The organism is Pseudomonas sp. PI1 (genome assembly GCF_000812405.1).
GTDB lineage: Bacteria > Pseudomonadota > Gammaproteobacteria > Pseudomonadales > Pseudomonadaceae > Pseudomonas > Pseudomonas citronellolis.
Genome location: NZ_JWMC01000084.1, coordinates 40,976 through 57,902 on the forward strand (window position 1 = coordinate 40,976; position 16,927 = coordinate 57,902).

The following is a 16,927-nucleotide window of genomic DNA, read 5'->3' on the forward strand; positions in this document are numbered from 1 at the left end:
TGGCGATACCTCGCATCCCCACTCGCGATTGGCGCGCCGCCGCCCCGCCTGCGTACCTTGCCGTCGAACCGCGCCCTGCGTGCCTGCCGCCATTCCCGGGCGTCGGATACATCGACCGCAAAAGGACAACAAGAATGTTCCGCTACTTCCCCACCAATTACGTCTGGAATCTCTCGGTGGACCTGGCCATCGAAATGGGCGCCCGCCTGGGCGAGATCGAGGAAATGTGCGCCCCGCTGCAGGAGGCCGCGAAGCAGCCCGACGCCGCCGGCACCCAGGCCTTCCGCGAGACCTGGTCGAAAATGGCCGACAAGCTCTGCGGCCTGGCCGAGGAAGACGAAGCCGCCGGCCGCCTGCTCTCCGCCGGCGAGAAATACAACCGCGCCGCCACCTACCTGCTCACCTGCGAACGCCTGCAGGCCCATGGCGCGCCGGGCCGCGAGGCGCTGTACCAGCGCTTCCTGCAGACCTTCGCCCGCGGCATCGCGCTGGCGAAGGAGAACTGCGAGCGCGTGGAGATCCCCTACGAGGGCCAGCACATCGCCGGCCTGTACGTGCGCGCCGAAGGCGTCGAAGGCCCGGCGCCGCTGCTGGTGCAGGTCAACGGCCTGGATTCGACCAAGGAAATGAAATACCGCGTCGGCCTGCCGGCCTGGCTGGCGAAACGCGGCGTGGCCTCGCTGATCATCGACCAGCCCGGCACCGGCGAGGCCCTGCGCCTGCACGGCCTGACCGCGCGCTACGACAGCGAGCACTGGGCCAGCCGCGTGTTCGACTGGCTGGAAACCCGCGAAGATGTCGACGCCAAGCGCATCGGCCTGGAAGGCGTGTCCCTGGGCGGCTACTACTGCCCCCGCGCGGTGGCCTTCGAACCGCGCTTCGCCTGCGGCGTGGCCTGGGGCGCCAACCACGACTGGCGCGACGTGCAGAAACGCCGCCTGGAGAAGGAAGGCGACTTCCCGGTGCCGCACTACTGGGCCCACGTGCGCTGGGTATGGGGCGCCAGGGACATGGACGAGTTCATGCGCATCGCCGAGAACGTCCACCTCGACGGCGTGCTCGAGCGCATCCGCGTGCCCTTCCTGGTCACCCACGGCGAGAAGGACTCGCAGATCCCGCTGAAATGGGCGCACCGCACCTACGAGCAACTGGTGAACAGCCCGAAACGCGAGCTGAAGATCTTCACCGAACGCGAAGGCGGGGTGCAGCATTCGAGCTTCGACAACAGCATCAATGCCGGGCACTACATAGCCGACTGGGTGGCGGAGACGCTGGGTGGGCGTACGGCCTGAGGGTTTGCTTTGCGGCAGCGGATTCCGGTGCCGCTTCCCACCTGCCGGGCGGGCCGGCGAGCTGCCCATGGAAATATGAAGGGAAGCCCGCAGAAATACGCTCAAAACCCTGACAGAAGCCGCAATATATAAGGGTTTGCCACCTTTCCAGATGTGAATTTAAATATGAAGACATTCACCCTGGAAAGCTGCAATGCCGCTGATCACCGACAAGGACTGGCTGGACCCGATATTGCCCGAAGAGCTGCCGGCCTCGATCATCGAACGCGCCGACACTCTACCGGGCAAGGCGGCCTTCCTGGCCGGCCGCCTGGCCAGGCAAACGAGCGAGCAACTCGGGCAACTGCTGCAGATAACCAACAGCTACTACTCGAACCTTATCGAGGGCCGCTATACCGAAATCGCCATGATGCAGCAGGCGCAGACCGCGCCACGCCGCGAGCGCCTGCTGCTGCAGGACCTGGCTATCCGGCACATGCAGGCGCAAGAAGTGTTCGAACGCGCCCTGCGGCGTTTTCCCCCCGCGCAGTGGAGCGCCCTGTTCGAACCGGCGCTGGTGCAGCGCGTGCATCGGCGCCTGTTCGACACTACGGAGGATGCCAGCCGGCGCCTCGACGATGGCCGCCTGCTGCGGCCGGGCCAGCTGCGCGCCAGGCCGGACGAGGAAGTTTCCGTTGGCGGCAGGCCCGCGCCGGCCGCCGCCGTCGTGCTGCCGATGCTGCGCCACCTGCGCTATGGCTTCGGGCGCATCCACGACCCGCGCCGCCGCCTGATCGGCGCCCTCGCCTATCATCACCGGCTGGCCTTCGTGCACCCGTTCCTCGACGGCAACGGCAGAACCACGCGGCTGATGACCCATCTCCATCTCGTCGCCCTGGGTCTGCGCCCGACGCTCTGGTCCTTGTCCCGCGGACTGGCGCGCCAGCACCAGGATTACTATCGGATGCTGGCGCTGGCCGACCGCCCACGGGAAGGCGACCTGGACGGGCGCGGCAAACTGAGTCGCAAGCATTACTTCGCCTTCATCGAGTTCATGCTGGACGTCTGCCACGACCAGATCGACTACATGACCCAGGCCGTCGACCCGGCAGCGCTGCGCGAGCGGGTGGTGCGAGCCTTCCGCTACAACGCGCAGCTACGCGCGGCCGGCGCCCGGGAAGAAAGCGCCGCGGCGATGCATGCCTTGCTGGTGCAGGGCGAAATGCCACGCAGTGACTTCAAGACTTTCACCGGCCTGACGCCACGCCCGGCGATCGACGAATTGAGCCGCCTGATACGCCTGGGCGTGGTGCTCAGCCCGACGCCAAAGTCCCGCAGCGTGCAACCAGGGCTGCCGACCTGGTTCGCCCAGGAGATATTCCCGGACCTCCATCGGCGCTTCCAATAGCCCTACGCCAGCACCCGCGTCCCGTGGAACGACGCGATCCGCCAGCCCGCCTCTTCCTTCACCCACAGCTGCGTGGCGAAGCCTTCCGCGCACACCGGCTCGCCGCCGCCGCGCTTCTGCAGCAGGTTGCACTGCGGCCCACTCATCAACGCCAGGCCGTCGCCGAACAGGCGCACCTGCAACTCGCCGCGTTCCACCGCCAGGTAGCGCACGGCGTGGCGGGCGTAGTCCAGGTACTGCGCCTTGTCCTGCACCAGACCCGTGGTGTGCACGTACAGCAGGTCGTCGGCGAATAGCCACTCCAGGCCGGCGTGGTCTTCTTCCACCAGCGCGCGCTGGCGTTCCTGCTCCAGGGCCAGCAGTTCGCTACGGATATCGTTCATCGGGTTTCCCTCTTGGTTTGATGGCGGCGGCATCCTCGCCCCGGCAGCCCCGGCGGGAAAAATCGCCATTGGCCATGCCAGGCATCGCCACTGCCGATACCTGCCCTGCGCGGCCTCCCCCCTGCCCGGAGCCCGGACGCCACGCCCCCTGGAGCAGGTATCGACACCATCGATGACCGCGCATCGACAGCATCTGTTGGTCAGCCGGGCCGACACCGCCCTAGCCTGCCGGCACAACAAGAAGCCGAGGAGAAACGCCCATGGGCGCCCTGCACCTGCACTGCTCCACCCTATTCGACGGCACCGGCCTGGAGGCCCGCCACGCCCAGACGCTGATCATCGACAACGGCCTGATCCGCCATGTCGGCCCGAGCGCCCAAGCCCCGCGGCCGCAGCCGGGCGACCGCGAGGAACGCGCCGCCTTCGTCATGCCCGGGCTGGTGGACGTGCACACCCACCTGGCCTTCGGCAACGCCCAGAGCGAGGAAGACATCGATATCTGGACCAGCGACGAATTCCGTGCCCTGCGCGGGCTGTTCTTCGCCCAGCACGTGCTCGCCGCCGGCGTCACCTCCATGGTCTGCCCCGGCGACAGCGGCCAGCTCAGCATCGCCGTGCGCAACACGGTCAACGCCGGGCTGTTCGAAGGCCCGCGCATCGCCGCCAGCAGCCGCGTGATCACCAACCGGCAGAGCCTCAACGACTGGTTCCCCAGCCGCGTCGGCGCGCCGGAATACTTCACCGCCGCCCTGGTCACCAGCCGCACCGAAGCCATCGCCGAGATCCGCAAGCAGGCCAAGGACGGCGTCGACCTGATCAAGATCGCCATGGACGGCACCCACCGCCGGCCCAACGGCGAGATCATCGCCGCCTTCACCGCCGACGAGACCCGCGAGATGGTCGAGGAAGCCCACCGCCTGGGCTGCCGGGTGGCCACCCACGCCTACGGCCGCGAAGCGGTGATGTACGCCGCCAGGGCCGGGGTGGACCTGGTGTTCCACGCCTTCTACATGGACGACGCCTGCATCGAGGCGCTGCTGGAGGCCGGCAGCGTGCTGGCCCCGACCATGACCTTCCCGCAGAACACCGTGGATTTCTGCCAGCCCCACGACCCGGCCATCGCCACCGGCTACGCCGGCTACTGCGCACGCACCCTGGAGCTGGGCACCCCGGTGCTCAAGCGCGCCAAGGCCGCCGGCATCCCCTTCGCCTGCGGCAGCGACAGCGGCTTCGCCGTCACCCCCTACGGCGAATGGCATGCCCGCGAGCTGGAGCTGCTGGTCACCCGCCTGGGCTTCACCCCGGCCGAGGCGCTGTACGCCGCCACCAACGTCGGCGCCCGGCTGATGCCGCGCGGCGAGACGCTGGGCGCGCTGGAAGCGGGCAGGCAGGCCGACCTGCTGCTGCTCGACGGCTCGCCCCTGGACGACATCCGCATCCTCCAGGACCGCCAGCGCCTGCAGGCCGTGTACAAGGCCGGCGAACCGGTGCGCCTGCAGCGCACGGCGTACAACCCCAAGCAGGTGTCGGACTTCAATTCGCTGAAATGGACCGACCTCTACACCCGCGACCGCGTCGCCCAACTCGGCAAATGGAGCCTGTGAGCATGACCACCCTCGATTTCGAACGCGCCGCGCAACTGGCCGCCGCCACCCTACGCCATGCCCGAACGCTGGGCCTGCGCCCGCTGGCCACCGCGGTGCTGGACGCCGCCGGCCACCCGCTGGCAGTGCTGCGCGACGAGCAGGCCAGCTTCCTGCGCCCGCAGATCGCCAGCGGCAAGGCCCGCGGCTGCCTGGGCATGGGCTTCGGGGGCCGCGAACTGGCGCGCCGCGCCCAGGCCATGCCGGCGTTCTTCGATGCGATCAACAGCCTGACCGGCGGCGAGGTGATCCCGGTGCCCGGCGGCCTCCTGCTGCGCGACGCGGCCGGCAACCTGCTCGGCGCCATCGGCGTGAGCGGCGACACCTCCGACAACGACGAGCGCTGCGCCCTGCTGGCCATCGAGGAGCTCGGCCTGCACGGCGACACTGGCGACGCTCAGGCCTGATCCAGCCGCGCGGCCTGCTCCGCCAGCAGCCCGCGGAGCCAGGCCAGCGCCGGGTCCAGGTCCTGCTGCGGGTGCCACTGCAACAGCTGCGGCGCCGCCGGGAAGGCCAGCGGCGCCGGCAGCACGCGCAGCGGGTAGCGCCGCGCCAGGGCCTGCGCCTGACGGCGGAACAGCGTGGCCACCCGCGGCGTGCCGACGATGAACTCGGCCATCAGCGCGAAGCTCTGCACCGCCACCGCCACGCGCCGTTCGATGCCCAGCTCGCGCAGGTGCAGCGCGTCCATGGCCAGGTTCTGGCCGTCGGCGAACTCGCGCAGCACGTGCTCGGCGGCGCAATAGTCGGCCAGGCTCAGGCCCTCGGCGAAGGCCGCTTGCCCGGCGCAGACGATGCAGCACAGCTCGTCGCTGAGCAGCGGCATCTGCGGATAACGGGCATTCACCCGGCGCTGCGGCACTATCACCAGGTCGCTGCGGCGGTACTCCAGGGCTTCGGCGACCACGTCTCCATCACGCGGCAGCGGCAGGTCGCGCACCACCAGCGAGGCCCCCGGCGCCAGCCGCGACAGTTCGCGGCTGGCCGCCGGCAACAGGGTCGCCGCCACGTAGTCCGAGGCCACCAGGGTGAAGCGCCGGTCGCAGCGCGAAGGGTCGAACACCACCGCCGCATCCACCACCTCGCCAGCCAGGGCCAGCGCCTCGCGTACCTTCGGCAGCAACTGGCGGCCCAGGGCGCTGGGCACCAGGCGCCGCCCCACCGGCAGCAGCAGCGGGTCGTTGAAATGCTCGCGCAGGCGCGCCAGCGCCGCGCTGGTGGCCGACTGGCCCAGGTGGAGGCGTTCGGCGGCCCGGCTGACGCTGCACTCGTCGAGCAGCGCGGCCAGGGCCACCAGCAGGTTGAGGTCGAGGCGACGGTAGCGCATGGGCGCTTTATACCCCGCGCGCCGCCGGCGACGGAGCGCGTTTGCCGCTGGCAGGTATTGCGCAGGGCGATACCTGCCTGCGCCTACCCTGCGAAACGCCGCGCCAGGAAAGGCTCCAGCGGCACCGAAGGCGCCAATCCCGAGGCCTGTTCGGCCAGCAGTTGGCCGGTGATGGCGCCCAAGGTCAGGCCGATATGGCCGTGGCCGAAGTTGTAGAACACCTGGGGCAGGCGCAGGAAGCGCTCGAACAGGCGCCGGCTGGGGGCGTAGGGGTCGAGCGTGCGGCTCACCCCGGGCAGCTCCACCGCGCAGGTGGCGCGGGCGTTGAGCGCCGGTTCCAGCTCGCGCAATTCCGGGCCTTCCACCAGGCGGATGGGCACCTCGAAGCGCCGGTGGTAATCGACCATCTCCAGCACCGCCTGGCGAAACCCATGCGGGCGTGGCGATGGGTATCGCTTCGCTCAACCCATCCTACGGTGGCGTGGGGCGCATGACCGTTCGCGGTTGTCCGTCCTACGTTCAAGGCAGCGCGGGGTTCGCCGGGCGTTCTGGTGCTCGGGTTCGAGGCCGCCCCTCTCCCTAACCCTCTCCCTGAAGGGAGAGGGGACCGTTCGGAGCGCGCTGGTGTTTCGGCGTTAGTCGGCTTGTACCGAGTTCCCGACTAACACCAAAGCTTGTCTCGGCACGGACAAGCCCCCTCTCCCTTCAGGGCGGGGCGCGCAGCCGAGGGCTGGGGAGAGGGAACGGAGTCAATCCAAAACACCTCGGCCCCCGGAACCACCCCTCCCGAATCCTAGAGCGCATAACGCCCCAGCGTTATCCGCCATTTCCACAAGCCAACCTACCGCACCGACTTCACACACCCATGGCGCACTTCCTTCGACGGCGGGTACCCGTAGAAAGACGTGTAGCACTTGCTGAAATGGCTGGGCGAGACGAAGCCGCAGGCCAGGCCCACCTCGAACATCGGCAGGTCCGAATGCTGCAGCAGGCGGCGGCTTTCGGTGATGCGCAGCTCCAGGTAGTAGCGCACCGGCGTGGTGCCCAGCTGCTGCTGGAACAGCCTTTCGATCTGCCGCTTGGAGCGGCCGACGTAGCGCGCCAGCTGCTCCTGGCTGAGCGGCTCCTCGATGTTGGCGCTCATCAGGTTGATGGCCTCGCGCAGCGGTTCGCTGAGCTTCTCGTGCAGCGCCGGACGGGCGCGGCGGAAGCGCGATTCCTCGAAGGCGAGGATGTCCGCCACGGCGTCCACCAACTCGCGGCCGTGCAGTGCGTCCATCCACTCCAGCACCATGTTGAAGGCCCCGGTGGGGCTCGCGGCGGTGAGGCGGTCGCGGTCGACCATGTAGCTCTCGCTGGTGACTTCGCTGTGCCGGGCGATCTCCGCCAGGGCCGCGCGGTTCTCCGGGTGCACCGCGCAGCGGTAGCCGTCCAGCAGGCCGGCCTGGCCGAGGAACCAGGCGCCGTTCCACAGCCCGGCCAGGGCCACACCCTTCTCCGCCGCCAGTTGCAGCAGGCGCGTCAGCTCGGGCGCGGCGCGCAGCGGCGTACGCAGGCCGCCGCAGAGCACCAGCAGGTCCAGCCCGGCGAGCGCTGCCGGCACCAGTACCGCGCCCGGGCAGATGACCAGGCCCAGGTCGCTGGTGACCGATTCGCCGTCCAGGCTGAAGGTGCTGGTGGCGAAGGCGTCGGCGCGGATCAGGTTGGCGGTGACCAGGGTGTCCAGCGCCTGGGTGAAGGCCGGCAGGGAGAAATGCTCCAGCAGCAGGAAGCCCACCCGCCCCTGGCGTTGCGCGCCCGCCCGGGGCGCGGAAAGGAACCTGAGGTTGCGGCCCTGCATGGCGCCGCTGAACTGCCGCCGGTCGACCAATCGCGACTCCCGCCGTCAGCCGGCCGAACGCAGCGGGTCGAGGCGGCCGCCGACAGCCGCGCCCTGGCGTCGATTGGTGAAGCTCAGCAGCACGGTCGCCACGCTCAGGCCGAGGGTGGAACTCACTTCGGCGCGGTGCTCCGGCAGGATGAACATCACCGCCAGCACGGTGCTGATGAAGGCGATCACCGCCCAGGTCAGCCAGGGGAACAGCCACATGCGGCAGGCGATCTCCTGGTTGCTGCGCTGCAGATTGGCGCGCATGCGCAGCTGCGAGACGGCGATGGCCAGGTACACCAGCAGGGCGATGGAGCCGGAGCTGGCGAGGAGGAAGTCGAACACCCGCGCCGGGGCGATGAAGTTCAGCACGGTGGTGAGCATACCGATCAGGGTGCTGGCGATGACCGCGGCCCGCGGCACTCCCGCCGCCGAGGTTCGCTGGATGAAGGCCGGCGCGTCGTTGCGGCGGCTCAGCGAGTAGATCATCCGCGAGGCGATGTAGATCGAAGAGTTCAGGCAGCTGGCCACGGCCACCAGCACCACCACGTCCATCATCAGCTTGGCGTGGGGCACGTTCATCAGTTCCAGGGCGCGCTGGTAGGAGCCCTGCGCCGTGAGCATGGGGTCGTTCCAGGGCACCACGGAGATGATCACCAGGATCGACAGCAGGTAGAACACGCTGATGCGCCAGATCACCGCCCGCGTGGCCTTGGCGATGTTGCGCCGCGGGTCGCTGGATTCGGCGGCGGCGATGGTCACCGCCTCAGTGCCGATGAAGCTGAACAGCGTGGTAATCAGCGCGGTGAAGATGGCGCCCCAGCCGTTGGGCAGGAAGCCGCCGTGCTCGCGCATCAGGCTGCCCAGGCCGCTGACCTCGTGCCCCGCCGGCAGCACGCCGAGCAGCGCCGCCGCGCCCAGGCTGATGAACAGCACGATGGCGCCCACCTTGAGCATGGCGAACCAGAACTCGAACTCGCCGTACTTGGCCACGCTGAACAGGTTGGTGACGGTCAACAGCAGCGTCATCACCAGGGCGAACACCCAGGTCTGCACCTGCGGGAACCAGCTGTTGAAGATCACCCCGGCGGCGATTGCCTCGATGGGGATCACCAGCACCCAGAACCACCAGTACAGCCAACCGATGGTGAAGCCGGCCCAGCGGCCGATGGCCTGGTCGGCGTAGGCGGAGAAGGAGCCGGTGTCGGGGCGGGCCACGGCCATCTCGCCGAGCATGCGCATCACCAGCACCACCAGCAGCCCGGACAGCGCGTAGGCCAGGATGGCGGCAGGCCCCGCGGCGGCGATGGCATGGCCGGAACCGACGAACAACCCCGCGCCTATGATCCCGGCAATGGACAGCATGGTCACATGGCGCGGCTTGAAGCCCTGGACCAGTTCGCCACTGGCGCCTTTCGCACTTGGAATACTCATCGGTCGGCCCTTGTTGAATTTGTTATGCGGTGGCAAGGCGCCACCTGGCGGGCGTCCCGGACTGCGGGACGCGGGCACAACCCTATTCCAGGGCGTTATCCGGGCATTTGCCCAGGATCGCCATGGGCATGAGCAAAAACGACATGGCCTCGCCCGCGAGCGCCCAGGCCCGGCGCTGGCGACAGCATGAAAACGACATCGGCGGGAAGAGGAAGAAGAGGAAGGACAGCGACGCTGCTAGATGCAGCGACCGTCCACGGACAGCGTCTGCACGGAGATACGGAGCGCCCGGTCAGGGGCGAGACAGGCGACGGCATCGGTCATCGAGTACCAGATTGCCCGGCCGAGGTAGCGGAGTTTCGATTGCGAGAGGGAATTTTTCGAGCACAAACGAAAAGCCCCGCAATGCGATGCGGGGCTTCGGGCACCAGAAGGTGCGCTTACAGGGCTTGAACCTGCTCGGCCTGCGGGCCTTTGGCGCCGGCAGTCACGAGGAAGCTGACGCGCTGACCCTCGTCGAGGCTCTTGTAGCCGGTGGATTCGATCTGGCGGAAGTGAACGAAGACGTCCGGGCCGCTTTCCGGGGTGATGAAGCCGAAGCCCTTCTCAGCGTTGAACCACTTGACGGTACCAGTTTGGCGGTTTGCCATGATGTAGATCTCCAAGGTAGGAACGAGCACAGGCGACATGCCTGGCTGAAACTGAATGCAGAGTGAAGAGAAACCGAGGAGATGGAAATCAGAACGGACTGAACATCAAGACGGAGGCGCTAAACTGGCAGGCAGTGGCAGCAGAATACAGGGTTCGACGGATTTGAACAGCATTTTCTTTTCCGCATCGCGATTCTGGACGGCCGGTCGCCTTTCCACGACGCGCAGGAAGCGTCTCCCAACACCTGTAGGAGCGGGCCCTGCCCGCGATTCGCGCGCAGGGCGCGCTCCTACAGGTAGAGCCGGAGGTAGGCATGGCTCGCTCATACGAAGAGCATCCCAGCGCGGCCTGCAAGAAACGAAAGCACCTCGGCGCCCCATATGCCCCGGGAATGCGCTAATGGATAACGCGAAAAGCCCGGCTCAGGCCCTCCCGTCGAGCTGGTCCACCCAGCGCTCGGCGGCGGCGAAGGAGGCCTCGAAGGCGGCCTCATGGGATTCCCAGGGCCCGATCACCACGTCCAGCGGCGATACGCTGGTGGGCACCTTCGCCAGCGAAAGCAGCATCTCGGCGACCTTGCCGGGGCCGGCGTAACGCGGCGAAATGAGCACCGCCACCCCGCTGGAGGTGGTGTACTCGCTGGGTGGCATGAAGTTCGGCTCACTGGTTCGCTGTTGCATGCATCGTTCCCCCTGGCCCGCTGGCAGGCCGTTCACATGGCTGGAGTTGCGCGAGATGGCGGACGCTCGCCCACCCTTTCACGGACTCTCCAGCTTGCCAGCGGTTCCGCCGGATCGCCCCTGCCAAAGGCATGGCCGCCGGGCGGTACAAGGAGTCAGACGCGCCCAACCAGGGCCTGCAGCGCCTGGTAGGCGCCCAGCAGGTGGTAGGGCGTGGTGGACGGCATGTCCGCACGCAGCACCTCGCCGTCCGGCCCCAGCACCTCGTGCCAGCCGCCGTCGTGGAGGAAGCGCGAACGGAAGCGCTCGGTCCAGAGCGCCAGGGTATCGAGGGATCGGGCGCTACCCTCCACGGCCAGGGCGCGGGCGAACTCGGTCTGCGCCCAGATGCGCTGGGTGGCGTCCTGCAGCGTGCCGTCCGCCGCCAGTGCGGCACTGACGCCGAGGGTATCGGCGGCCACGCCATGCTGCCGGGCGAAGACGAAGGCGCGACGCAGCGCGGCCTCCAGGGCCGAACCGGCGAACAACTCCGGCGCGCCCATGACCAGCGAGAACCATTCGAACTGATGCCCCGGCTCGATGCGGTTGCCCGCCTCGCCTTGCGGCAGCTCGGCGATGCAGCCGCTGGCCGGGTCGACGAAGCGCGCCAATACCGCGGCGCCGATCGCCTGCAGGCGCTCTCCGTACCAGGGCTCGCCGGCGATGGCATAGGCCGCTAGATAGGCCTCGGTGAGGTGCATGATGGGGTTCTGCAGCACGGGCGCGCCGTCGTCTGCGAAATCCTCGGCCAGCGCGGACAGGTACAACCCCTGGCCATCGGCGAAGCGCTGCTCGATCAGCTCGGTGGTGCGCGTCATCAGCTCCAGCGCAGCCGCGTTGCCACTGAGCTTGTGATACTGCGCGCAGGCGAACACCACGAAGGCGAAGGTGTAGAGGTCGCGGCGGCTGTCCAGCGGCTTGCCGGCCGCGTCGATGCTGTAGAGCCAGGCCCCCAGGCCATCGCCGAAGTGGCGTTGCAGCGAGTCGAACAATGCCTCGGCCCGAGCGGCGTCGGCAGGCCCCGCGTGGCTGAAGACGAACAGCTGGCGGGCGCAGGCCATGGCGCGGTAGCGCACCGCGGGCAGGGGCTGTCCGCTGCGATCGTCGAGCGACTCGTAGGGCAACTGCAGCGCCTCGTTCCAGCCGGCGGCGCGCCACAGCGGAAGGACGGTGTCGGCGTAGTGACGGGTCAACGCCTCGATACCGGCGGTGAGGGATGGCGAAAGGAACGACGGGACGGGCATTCGACGAGTCTGCGTGAGGAAGGAAGGCGCAAGCGCAGAAGATAGAGGAAAAGCCCCTCGGAAAGAACCCGCCCGCACTCGACACCGGACTGCGTGTTCCGCTCCCTGCCCCGGCCAACTGCCAGGCCGGCGGAACCTCCGCCCTCGCCAAGGCTTCGATATGCATAGGCCCGCCCTGCCCTTCAATCGGAGGAAGCGCCATGCACAACCTCGAGACCCCCACGCTGAAGCTGGGCGTGTTCCGCCCCTTCGACAGCTTCGGCCAGGCCCTGGTCGCCGCCGCGCTGCACCGGCAGCACGAGGTCAGCGCCCTGGTGGAGGACCTCAACGACCTGCGTGCGCGCCCCGGCCTGCGCTGCAAGCTGGGCGGCCTGGCGTCGTCCATCGAGGTCAGCGAGGCGGTGACGGGGCTCGACGTGGTCTTCGCCATGCTCGGCGACCAACCGCCGCAACAGCTGCCGCCGCAGTGTGGCGCGCTCATCGACGGTGCGTTGCGCGCCGGCATGCCGCGGCTGTTCCTGGTGGGCCACTGGCAGTGGCTGGTGGCGCCGCAAGATGCCGCCGACGAGCAACTCGGCGCCGGCCTTGCGCGCAGCCTGGAGGTGAGCGGCCTGAACTGGACGCTGGTGGAGGCGCCGGACTTGATCGAAGGCCTGCGCATCGATGACTTCAGCCGCGCCGCCGCGCCCATGGACAAGGCAAGCCAGCAGGCCCTGTCCTGTGCCGAGGCGCTGCTCGACGAGGTGCGCCTGGGGCTGCACAGCCGCCAGTGCCTGCGTCTGCGCGAGGCTGGGAGGTGATGGCCATGTCCGGTCCTGATGCGCTCAGCCAGACGCTGGGCACTCTGCTCCTGGCGCTGGCCTTCAGCGCCTTCATCCTCTTCGTTCGCGGTTACCGCCCCGCCGGGGTCGGCGCCTTCTGGTACGACCTGGTGCTGGGCTTCGTCGGCCTGTGGCTGGCGCTCTGGCCGGAAGCGGCGACCTTCCTGCGCGAGATGAACGCCGCCAGCGCGCTGGGCCTGCTGCTGCAGGTCGTCGCCACCCTGCTGGGCGGACTGCTCGGCGCCGGCGCAGCCAAGGCCCTGCAGTTCGCCCTGCAGGAGCGCCGCGCAGGGCGCCCGGCAGGCGAAGAGCGCCACGGGCGCTGGAAGCGCTAGCGCACCTCCTGCAGCGGCGACCTCACAACGAGCGACGGCGGTACTCGCGGTAGCGCGGCACCCAGAAGTTGCGCTCGATGGCGGCCTGGAGCATGTCGTCCGGGGTTTCCAGCGCCACGCCCTCGGCCTGGGCCTGCTTGGCCACGGCGAAGGCGATGCGCCGGCTGACCTGCTGGATGTCGCGCAGCGGCGGCAGCACCGCATCGCCCTCCCCCGTCACCACTGGCGAGCATTCGGCTAGGGCGTTGGAGGCTGCCATCAGCATCGCCTCGGTCACGCGCCGGGCACCGGCGGCGATCACCCCCAGGCCGATGCCGGGGAAGATGTAGGAGTTGTTGCACTGGGCGATGTGGATGCTGCGCCCGCCGTGCTCCACCGGCTGGAACGGGCTGCCGGTGGCGACCAGCGCGCGGCCCTCGGTCCACTGGAGGATTTCCGCCGGCGTCGCCTCGACCCGCGAGGTCGGGTTGGACAGCGGCATCACCAGCGGCAGCGGGCAGTGCTTGTACATCTCGCGGATCACCGCCTCGCTGAACAGCCCGCGCTGCCCGGAAACGCCGATCATCACCGTCGGCTTGGCCCGGCTGACCACTTCGAGCAGGCCGATGCCGTCCTCGCCGCGCTGCCAGTCGGCCACGTCGGCAGCCTTCTGCGCCAGCTTGCGCTGGAAGTCCAGCAGGCCGTCCATGCCCTCCACCAGCAGGCCGTGGCGGTCGACCATGAAGATGCGCTGGCGCGCCTGCGCCTCGGACAGTCCTTCCAGTTGCATGGCGGCGATGATGTGCTCGGCGATGCCGCAGCCGGCGGAACCAGCGCCGACGAAGGTGATCACCTGCTCGCTGAGCTTCTGCTGCTTGACCTTGCACGCCGCCAGCAAGGTGCCGACCGCCACCGAGGCGGTGCCCTGGATGTCGTCGTTGAAGCAGCACAGCTGGTCGCGGTAGCGCGCAAGCAAAGGCATGGCGTTGGTCTGGGCGAAGTCCTCGAACTGCAGCAGCACGCCCGGCCAGCGGCGCTGTACGGCGCGGATGAACAGCTCGACGAAGTCGTCGTAGTCCTTGCCGCTGATGCGCGGGTGGCGCCAGCCCATGTACAGCGGGTCGTCCAGCAGCGCCTGGTTGTTGGTGCCCACGTCGAGCACGATGGGAAGCGTGTAGGCCGGGCTGATGCCGCCGCAGGCGGTGTACAGCGACAGCTTGCCGATGGGGATGCCCATGCCGCCGATGCCCTGGTCGCCCAGGCCGAGGATGCGCTCGCTGTCGGTGACCACGATGATCTTCACCTTATCCTTGGTGGCGCTGCGCAGCACGTCGTCGATGCGCTCGCGGTCCGGCCAGGAGACGAACAGCCCGCGGTGGGTGCGGTAGATCTTCGAGAAGTCCTGGCAGGCCTGGCCCACCGTGGGGGTGTAGATGATCGGCAGCATCTCCTCCAGGTGGCCTTCGAGCAGGCGGAAGAACAGCGTCTCGTTGTTGTCCTGGATGGAGCGCAGGTAGACGTGCCGGTCGAGGTCGGAGGCGCATTGCAGGTACTGCTGGTAGACGCGCTCGGCCTGTTCCTCGATGGTCTCCACGGTCTGCGGCAGCAGGCCGATGAGGTTGAAGTCGATGCGCTCCTGCGGGCTGAAGGCGCTGCCCTTGTTCAGCAGCGGCATCTCCAGCAGGGCCGGGCCCGAATAGTGGGTGTACAGCGGGTAGTTCGACTTGCGTTCGGTCATGGCTTTCTCCACTGCCTGCATGACGGGCTTCAGGAAACGACAGCGCCCCGTGCAGGGGCGCCGTAGAGGGTAGCGCGTGAAGCTTTCAATGATCCATCGATGCTTCGAGCTCCGAGGGTCCGGCGGCCAGTTCGCGATGCAGGGTTTCCTCGTCCAGCTCCTTGCACCACTTGGCTACCACAACGGTGGCCACGCCGTTGCCCACCAGGTTGGTCAGGGCGCGGGCCTCGGACATGAAGCGGTCGATGCCGAGGATCAGCGCCAGACCGGCGACCGGCAGGTGGCCCACGGCGGACAGAGTGGCGGCCAGGACGATGAAGCCCGAACCGGTGACGCCGGCCGCGCCCTTGGAGGCGATCAGCAGCACCGCCAGCAGGGTCACCTGGTGGATGATGTCCATCTGCGTATCGGTGGCCTGGGCAATGAACACCGCGGCCATGGTCAGGTAGATCGAGGTGCCGTCGAGGTTGAAGGAATAGCCGGTGGGAATCACCAGGCCGACCACGGTCTTGTCGCAACCCAGCTTCTCCATCTTGGCGATCATCCGCGGCAGCGCGGACTCCGACGAGGAAGTGCCGAGAACGATCAGCAGCTCCTCGCGGATGTAGTTGATGAAACGCAGGATGTTGAAGCCATGGAAGCGCGCGATGCTGCCCAGCACGAGGAGCACGAAGAGGATGCAGGTGAGGTAGAAGCAGGCCATCAGCTCGCCCAGTTGCACCAGCGAACCCACGCCATAGGCTCCGATGGTGAAAGCCATGGCACCGAAGGCGCCGATAGGAGCGACCTTCATGATCACGTTGATGATGTTGAACATCACCTGGGTGAAACGCTCGATGAACAGGAAGATCGGCTGGCCCAGGCTGCCCATGCGATGCAGCGCGTAGCCGAACAGCACGGAGAAGAACAGCACCTGGAGGATGTCACCGTTGGCGAAGGCGCCGACCACGGTGTTGGGGATGATGTTGAGCAGGAACTCGATGGTGCTCTGTTTCTCGCCGGCCGAGGCGTAGGCGGCGACCTTGCTGGTATCCAGGCTGGCCGGGTCGACGTGCATGCCCACACCCGGCTGGACGATGTTGACCACCGCCAGGCCGATGATCAGGGCGATGGTGGAAACCACCTCGAAGTACAGCAGCGCCATGCCACCGGTCTTGCCCACCGCCTTCATGCTCTGCATGCCGGCGATGCCGGTGACCACTGTGCAGAAGATGATGGGCGCGATGGCCATCTTGATCAGTTTAACGAAGCCGTCGCCCAGGGGCTTCATCAGCACCGCGGTCTGCGGATAGAAGTGGCCCAGGGCGATGCCGATGGCAATGGCGATCAGCACCTGCACGTAGAGGCTCTTGTAGAAGGGTTTCTTGCTCATGGCGGCTACCTTTCTCCAGATCGGCGCCGGCCCTCCTGGCCACGGCACCCGACTCCACGACCGGGCCTCCCCATCCTCGAGAGCGCGTCCTGCAGACGGTGGACTCCCGGCGAGCAGTGGCGGTGGCCGGGAACTTGTTACCTATTGTTTCTGACTATAGGCGCTACACAGCGAGGCGAAGTTCCGAATGTCTGCCTGCTTAGCGGGCCCTGCCCGCGATTCGCGCGCAGGGCGCGCTCCTACAGGGGGAATGGCGCAGGTGGGGCGGCGTAGGAGCGGATCTTATCCGCGAAGTGCGCCGGGACCTCCGGTGATCGCGGACAAGGTCCGCTCCTACAGGGAGATGCGCCGGCTTTTCCGCGCGCCAAAGCAAAACCCCCGACCAGCCAGGCTGATCAGGGGTTTTGGGATAGGTGCTTGACGATGACCTACTCTCACATGGGGAAACCCCACACTACCATCGGCGATGCGTCGTTTCACTGCTGAGTTCGGGATGGGATCAGGTGGTTCCAACGCTCTATGGTCGTCAAGCAATTCTTTCGGATGCTCGTGGCTTGCGCTCACGTTCACCCTGATTCGGGTATGTGACAGGTATTTGCGGTTCACACGAACTTTCGGTTCGTCGACTTCACCGTCCAACACACAAATTGTTTGGGTGTTATATGGTCAAGCCTCACGGGCAATTAGTATCGGTTAGCTCAACGCCTCACAGCGCTTACACACCCGACCTATCAA

The 16,927-nt window shown here is 67.7% G+C and carries 16 protein-coding genes and 2 rRNA genes; 6 read left to right on the forward strand and 12 right to left on the reverse strand.

All coding sequences use genetic code 11. The annotated features are described in order from the left end of the window. The first annotated feature begins 134 nt into the window (after positions 1-134). Both RN02_RS26050 and RN02_RS26055 read left to right on the forward strand, forming a co-directional pair. A complete protein-coding gene (locus tag RN02_RS26050; RefSeq protein ID WP_043317976.1) occupies positions 135-1,292 on the forward strand; it encodes an alpha/beta hydrolase family protein in 1,158 nt (385 codons plus the stop codon). A gap of 193 nt (positions 1,293-1,485) precedes the next feature. After that, positions 1,486-2,679 (forward strand): Fic family protein, encoded by a 1,194-nt coding sequence (locus RN02_RS26055; protein WP_082033893.1) that lies wholly within the window; start codon positions 1,486-1,488, stop codon positions 2,677-2,679. A gap of 2 nt (positions 2,680-2,681) precedes the next feature. Here the strand turns inward: RN02_RS26055 and RN02_RS26060 are convergent, their stop codons facing one another. After that, entirely contained in the window at positions 2,682-3,062 is a 381-nt protein-coding gene (locus tag RN02_RS26060; RefSeq protein WP_043317978.1) for a nuclear transport factor 2 family protein, read from the reverse strand. Positions 3,063-3,322: 260 nt separating this feature from the next. On the opposite strand from RN02_RS26060, the gene RN02_RS26065 reads away from it, so the two are divergent. Both RN02_RS26065 and RN02_RS26070 read left to right on the forward strand, forming a co-directional pair. Next, on the forward strand, positions 3,323-4,666 hold the full coding sequence (locus tag RN02_RS26065; protein WP_043317980.1) for a metal-dependent hydrolase family protein: 1,344 nt from the start codon (positions 3,323-3,325) through the stop codon (positions 4,664-4,666). A 2-nt stretch (positions 4,667-4,668) separates the two neighbouring features. Next, positions 4,669-5,112, forward strand: a complete 444-nt coding sequence (locus tag RN02_RS26070) for a GlcG/HbpS family heme-binding protein (RefSeq protein ID WP_043317981.1) — start codon at positions 4,669-4,671, stop codon at positions 5,110-5,112. Here the strand turns inward: RN02_RS26070 and RN02_RS26075 are convergent. The 7 genes from RN02_RS26075 to RN02_RS26105 form a co-directional block, all read right to left on the reverse strand. After that, complete coding sequence (locus tag RN02_RS26075) at positions 5,103-6,032, reverse strand: LysR family transcriptional regulator (RefSeq protein WP_043317983.1); 930 nt, start codon at positions 6,030-6,032, stop codon at positions 5,103-5,105. The genes RN02_RS26070 and RN02_RS26075 overlap by 10 nt on opposite strands. 83 nt (positions 6,033-6,115) lie before the next feature. Further along, positions 6,116-6,439 (reverse strand): FAD-dependent oxidoreductase, encoded by a 324-nt coding sequence (locus tag RN02_RS26080; protein WP_043317985.1) that lies wholly within the window; start codon positions 6,437-6,439, stop codon positions 6,116-6,118. A gap of 434 nt (positions 6,440-6,873) precedes the next feature. After that, on the reverse strand, positions 6,874-7,872 hold the full coding sequence (locus RN02_RS26085) for a GlxA family transcriptional regulator (protein ID WP_152623820.1): 999 nt from the start codon (positions 7,870-7,872) through the stop codon (positions 6,874-6,876). 45 nt (positions 7,873-7,917) lie between these two features. Further along, entirely contained in the window at positions 7,918-9,333 is a 1,416-nt protein-coding gene (gabP, locus tag RN02_RS26090) for a GABA permease (RefSeq protein ID WP_043317989.1), read from the reverse strand. A gap of 440 nt (positions 9,334-9,773) precedes the next feature. After that, on the reverse strand, positions 9,774-9,983 hold the full coding sequence (locus RN02_RS26095; RefSeq protein ID WP_009620169.1) for a cold-shock protein: 210 nt from the start codon (positions 9,981-9,983) through the stop codon (positions 9,774-9,776). A gap of 423 nt (positions 9,984-10,406) precedes the next feature. Then, a complete protein-coding gene (locus tag RN02_RS26100; RefSeq protein WP_043317991.1) occupies positions 10,407-10,664 on the reverse strand; it encodes a hypothetical protein in 258 nt (85 codons plus the stop codon). A gap of 155 nt (positions 10,665-10,819) precedes the next feature. Beyond that, positions 10,820-11,947 carry an AGE family epimerase/isomerase gene (locus RN02_RS26105; protein WP_043317993.1) on the reverse strand — a complete coding sequence of 376 codons (1,128 nt, stop codon included), beginning with the start codon at positions 11,945-11,947 and terminating at the stop codon, positions 10,820-10,822. A 200-nt stretch (positions 11,948-12,147) separates the two neighbouring features. Here RN02_RS26105 and RN02_RS26110 point away from each other — a divergent pair, with 200 nt between their 5' ends. Together RN02_RS26110 and RN02_RS26115 are read left to right on the forward strand one after the other, a co-directional pair. Next, positions 12,148-12,747, forward strand: a complete 600-nt coding sequence (locus tag RN02_RS26110; RefSeq protein ID WP_043317995.1) for an NAD(P)H-binding protein — start codon at positions 12,148-12,150, stop codon at positions 12,745-12,747. A gap of 5 nt (positions 12,748-12,752) precedes the next feature. Beyond that, the gene (locus RN02_RS26115) at positions 12,753-13,103 is read left to right on the forward strand and encodes a hypothetical protein (RefSeq protein ID WP_043272929.1); all 351 of its coding nucleotides are present in this window, start codon (positions 12,753-12,755) and stop codon (positions 13,101-13,103) included. 22 nt (positions 13,104-13,125) lie between these two features. On the opposite strand, the gene RN02_RS26120 is transcribed toward RN02_RS26115, so the two are convergent. From RN02_RS26120 to RN02_RS26135, 4 genes are all read right to left on the reverse strand, one after another. Then, complete coding sequence (locus tag RN02_RS26120) at positions 13,126-14,820, reverse strand: NAD-dependent malic enzyme (protein WP_043272928.1); 1,695 nt, start codon at positions 14,818-14,820, stop codon at positions 13,126-13,128. 85 nt (positions 14,821-14,905) lie between these two features. Next, complete coding sequence (locus tag RN02_RS26125) at positions 14,906-16,192, reverse strand: dicarboxylate/amino acid:cation symporter (RefSeq protein WP_043272577.1); 1,287 nt, start codon at positions 16,190-16,192, stop codon at positions 14,906-14,908. Positions 16,193-16,607: 415 nt separating this feature from the next. After that, a 5S ribosomal RNA gene (gene rrf / locus RN02_RS26130) occupies positions 16,608-16,723 on the reverse strand. 131 nt (positions 16,724-16,854) lie between these two features. Continuing rightward, positions 16,855-16,927: ribosomal RNA gene (locus tag RN02_RS26135) — 23S ribosomal RNA — on the reverse strand; the annotation flags it as partial.

Excerpts from the sequence above, each read along its gene's own strand:
- RN02_RS26050 (WP_043317976.1), top strand. The coding sequence starts at position 135 with ATGTTCCGCTACTTCCCCACCAATTACGTCTGGAATCTCTCGGTGGAC.
- RN02_RS26055 (WP_082033893.1), top strand. The coding sequence starts at position 1,486 with ATGCCGCTGATCACCGACAAGGACTGGCTGGACCCGATATTGCCCGAA.
- RN02_RS26060 (WP_043317978.1), bottom strand. The coding sequence starts at position 3,062 with ATGAACGATATCCGTAGCGAACTGCTGGCCCTGGAGCAGGAACGCCAG.
- RN02_RS26065 (WP_043317980.1), top strand. The coding sequence starts at position 3,323 with ATGGGCGCCCTGCACCTGCACTGCTCCACCCTATTCGACGGCACCGGC.
- RN02_RS26070 (WP_043317981.1), top strand. The coding sequence starts at position 4,669 with ATGACCACCCTCGATTTCGAACGCGCCGCGCAACTGGCCGCCGCCACC.
- RN02_RS26075 (WP_043317983.1), bottom strand. The coding sequence starts at position 6,032 with ATGCGCTACCGTCGCCTCGACCTCAACCTGCTGGTGGCCCTGGCCGCG.
- RN02_RS26080 (WP_043317985.1), bottom strand. The coding sequence starts at position 6,439 with ATGGTCGATTACCACCGGCGCTTCGAGGTGCCCATCCGCCTGGTGGAA.
- RN02_RS26085 (WP_152623820.1), bottom strand. The coding sequence starts at position 7,872 with ATGCAGGGCCGCAACCTCAGGTTCCTTTCCGCGCCCCGGGCGGGCGCG.
- gabP (WP_043317989.1), bottom strand. The coding sequence starts at position 9,333 with ATGAGTATTCCAAGTGCGAAAGGCGCCAGTGGCGAACTGGTCCAGGGC.
- RN02_RS26095 (WP_009620169.1), bottom strand. The coding sequence starts at position 9,983 with ATGGCAAACCGCCAAACTGGTACCGTCAAGTGGTTCAACGCTGAGAAG.
- RN02_RS26100 (WP_043317991.1), bottom strand. The coding sequence starts at position 10,664 with ATGCAACAGCGAACCAGTGAGCCGAACTTCATGCCACCCAGCGAGTAC.
- RN02_RS26105 (WP_043317993.1), bottom strand. The coding sequence starts at position 11,947 with ATGCCCGTCCCGTCGTTCCTTTCGCCATCCCTCACCGCCGGTATCGAG.
- RN02_RS26110 (WP_043317995.1), top strand. The coding sequence starts at position 12,148 with ATGCACAACCTCGAGACCCCCACGCTGAAGCTGGGCGTGTTCCGCCCC.
- RN02_RS26115 (WP_043272929.1), top strand. The coding sequence starts at position 12,753 with ATGTCCGGTCCTGATGCGCTCAGCCAGACGCTGGGCACTCTGCTCCTG.
- RN02_RS26120 (WP_043272928.1), bottom strand. The coding sequence starts at position 14,820 with ATGACCGAACGCAAGTCGAACTACCCGCTGTACACCCACTATTCGGGC.
- RN02_RS26125 (WP_043272577.1), bottom strand. The coding sequence starts at position 16,192 with ATGAGCAAGAAACCCTTCTACAAGAGCCTCTACGTGCAGGTGCTGATC.